Origin of the sequence: Streptococcus sp. 2154, from assembly GCF_013277255.1 — a bacterium.
GTDB classification, from domain to species: domain Bacteria; phylum Bacillota; class Bacilli; order Lactobacillales; family Streptococcaceae; genus Streptococcus; species Streptococcus pseudopneumoniae.
Genome location: NZ_VMMK01000028.1, coordinates 110,927 through 114,828, shown reverse-complemented (window position 1 = coordinate 114,828; position 3,902 = coordinate 110,927). Strand labels below are relative to the sequence as shown.

Sequence of the window (3,902 nt, the reverse complement as noted above, 5' to 3'; positions counted from 1 at the left end):
CAGCCAGTAGACATTGCTCCACTCTCACTCAAATAATACCATTGATTACCATCTCTGACCCAACCAGTTGCCATCGCACCAGTAGAACTCAAGTAGTACCATTTATCCGCTTCCTGATGCCAGCCTTTCACCACTTCACCAGCAGATGTATAAAAATACCACGTACCATTTTCTTGCTTCCAACCAGTCGTTATTGGAACTTTAGTCTCAGTTTTAATAACATCTCCTACATAAGATTGGAGGTAACGAGGAGCAAAAGAAGTAAGAGGAGAGTTTGCTACCATTCTATCTGAAGACCCCAAAGATAATTTATCCTTCTCTGACTTCCTTTCTGTCATCTCCTCAGATACATTTTCTCTTACTGTATTCATGGTCTCGACAGGATTTTCTTTCGCATCTTCAGGAATTCTACTGCCAGCTAGTGTAACTGGTAAATCATGCATACTGTCAATTCTACCGGCCAGTAGACCTGTAATTTCTTGACCTGCATCTTCTTTATTAAAGGTGAAAAGTAGAGTTTTTTGATCTGCTTGGGTCAAGAAGGTAGCTTTGTGTCCATTCGCTAAAGTCAAAGTCGGAATAGAATTCACTAGTACCTCAGAATCAAATTGCATAGCTAAGATACCTTGTTCTGCATCCTCTTCTTCTGTTTCCAATTTACGAACGTCCCTGATAGTTACACTCGTTGGATATACCGGATCTTTTGTTAAAAAGTCCCAATTAAATTTTCTAAATGATAGGGTATAGTCATTTTGTCCTTTTTCAGTGTGTTCATACAAGATACCATACTCCCCATTTCCTAATTCTTGGAGCGAATTATAGGCAAACTCTCCTTTTTGAATTGGTCTATGATGTAACCAAGTCAAGTCTCCGTTGTCCTCTACACGAGCCAAATGAGCCATTCCATTCGTCCGTTTAGGTCCTCCTGAATTGGTTAAAATGATGTATTCTTTTCCTTCGTGCATGGTGTGAATAGCAGCCATTTGGACATAAACATCTTTAACCTGATTATATCTCTTGATTTCCTTGTCCCAAGTTTGCCCACCATCTTTACTTGTGGCAACCTGTAAATCACCCGTTAATCCTCTCATAAAGAGTTTCACATCACCATTATTTAACTGTACAGCAACTGACTCTGTATTTTGGGCAGGACTATTATTCATAGTTGAGGAATGAATTTTCCTTCTACCTACCGTCCTATCATCATTGACAGCCGCTCCAGCCTGCCATGTTTCTCCATGGTCATCTGAATAAATCAAACGAGAAGACTGGGATCCGCTTAGATGGGAGATAGCATTGGTGGTATAAGTAGGAACTAAGATACGACCCTTGTGCTCTCCTGTTCTAAGCACAATTCCTGTACCTGGACCTGTTCCTAAAAATTTCATCCAATCTTGGCGAATTGATGGTGTAATATCTCTTGCTTGCGACCAAGTTTTCCCATCATCATCACTATAGGAAAGCCACAAATAGCTCGTATAGGCTACACGAAATGGATTTTTAGCAGATGGAGCAAAGTAGATATTCCCAAGAAGCTCTTCTCCTTTATAGAGGTCACCCTTATCTCTGTAGGCTTCTTCTTTTGGATCCACTACAACGCGATAATCTGTTTTTTGATTATTTGCATCATATACTTCTCCGTTTTCTCGGACAGTATATGCTTGATTTTCCCCTTGTTTATATAGTAATTGATAGTGCTTATCTCCAACTTGTTGATAAGCTTTTTGAGGTTTGTTTGGCATTCCAAAGACAGCTCGACCTTCTGGAAACATATCGTAGATTGAAAAAATTCTCTTTGTGGTAGGATCTTGAACCAAGACCATATCGATATTAAGTGGAGATGGTGCCTGCGGATCTTTTGCTTCTGGATTGTCTCGCAAGTTGGTCAAGGTTAAGGTTGGCTGCCAAGTAGTTCCCCCATCCTCACTTCTCCTAACGACCATAGCAATATCTCCCCAATCAGAATGGTGGAGACGACGCTGATCTGCCCCTGCCAGTAATGTTCCTTTATCCGTACGTAGCAAAGCTGGAATCCGATAACTCTTAATTCCTTCACTATTTGGCTTACCATTGACACCGCTCATAAACAACTCTTGCTTCTCTGTCAAGACTGCCCCTTCAGGAAGTGACGGCTCAATATCTGTCACATCAAATAACTGGCTACGTTTTTTGACTTCCTCTGGAGTTAGAGCACGATTGTATACAGTCAGATTACGAATAGAGAGATTTGAGCCCCACTTCAGTTCTCCTGCTCTATTAGTTGCACCTAACTGAAGTTTATCCACATCTGGCATGTCTGCCAGGAATTTCCCTGACTTTTTATTCGTACGAGATAATACACCATTCACATAAAGACGAACCTGACCATTTGGACTATCCTTTTTTGGTCTTTCAACAGTAAAAGTAACCGAATTATACTTGCCTGGTCTAATCTTCAAAGGCGCATCTGTATAACTTCCATAAAATTGACTACCATCAGCTCCACGTCCCTCTATCAAAGCTGTCCCATTATTGATTGCCATTGTAAAGTACTCATTTACTTTAGTTGTACTGGAAGCAGAAAAGAGATTGTAAAAACTAGGACCATCAGCAGCCGGTTTGAACTCCACATGAATAGTTGCATTTTGGAGTCCCTTTACTTTCTCTAATTCATCAGACAAGTCTACTCTTTTTCCATTTGAATCATTCGTCTCTAAGTCATCTTTTTCTATCACTGTTTCGACATTTTCCAAATCTCGTGCATAGTAATCTCTTGGAATTTTTTCTTCTTGCTTATCTTCCCTTTCTTGTTCTTGATCATTGCCAGAAAGTTCAGTCTCTGAAACAGACTCTACATGCTCTGCAGGAAGAGTTATATTTTCTCCTTCCTCAGAAGGCTGGCTCTTTTCTGTATCAGTTAGGGTTGAGCTCCCCCCCCCCCCCGAAAGTTGAGTTTCATTTGCCAGAGGTTGCTCACTCGCCCCTTCTTGAGCTAAAACAGGAGACGTTCCAAACACCACTGCTCCCACAATCATAGAAACCGCTCCTACCGATAGTTTCCTAATACTATAACGACACTTACGTTCTTGAACATTCCGATTCATACTGTTCCTCTCTATATCTATATCCCGATTTCTGAAATAAGACATTTACTCCAGAAAATGCACTTAGTTTGTCTTTTCTTAACTTTCTTTTACTACAGTTCATTTAAATGACAAAAATGAACTAAACAAACTATCTCAAATTGGTGCCAAATTTCCCCTCTCCTTTCTCCAATCAGACTCCTGCCAATCTAGTTTATCTACCAGGACACCGCTGCAATTAAACTAAAATATCTCTTTATAAGCAAATGATGGACATCAGCTTATGCTATTTACACCATACTTCCTGCTCAATCCTTATCGAACACTTTTTCAAATAGCTTTTCATAAGCATAAATACTTGTAGAAATAATGGGAAATATAATCAAGCTCACAATCAGAATCTTATCCAGCTTAAAGGGGACAATCCCAAATAAGTGAAGAAATAAATCAATCAGAAAACTGTCGAAAAAAACTGTCAAAAGTAGTTCAATTTGTCTTTTTCTCTGCTTTTTTGTCTTGAATGCCTTAAATATCATATTATTCCCCTTTTCTAAGCTTCAATCCCTTCTCTCTATCTGTCATTTCGCATAGCTGCTACTATTTTTACAGCAATCTATCTTTAAATATACATAAAGATAAGATTCTATCACTTTTTATAAGTGTTAGCAAATTTATTATACCTCATTTCTAAAACGCTTTCAATACAGTGTAGTATAATAGATTTTAGTTTCAAGAAACTCTTTTGTATAATAATATCCTTGAAAGTAGTTTCAGATGAACATTTATAGTCCATAAAAAGAAAACAGAGACTCATCTGTTTTTTACACTCAATGAAAATCA

Annotated in this window: 2 protein-coding genes; both read right to left on the bottom strand. The window is 38.7% G+C overall.

Going from position 1 to position 3,902, the window contains the following annotated elements; all coding sequences use genetic code 11:
* A partial coding sequence (locus HT693_RS05085) for a sialidase domain-containing protein (protein ID WP_172924974.1) occupies positions 1-3,083 on the bottom strand: 3,083 nt, incomplete at its 3' end.
* 287 nt (positions 3,084-3,370) lie between these two features.
* On the bottom strand, positions 3,371-3,598 hold the full coding sequence (locus HT693_RS05080; protein ID WP_000576348.1) for a hypothetical protein: 228 nt from the start codon (positions 3,596-3,598) through the stop codon (positions 3,371-3,373).
* Positions 3,599-3,902: the final 304 nt, after the last annotated feature.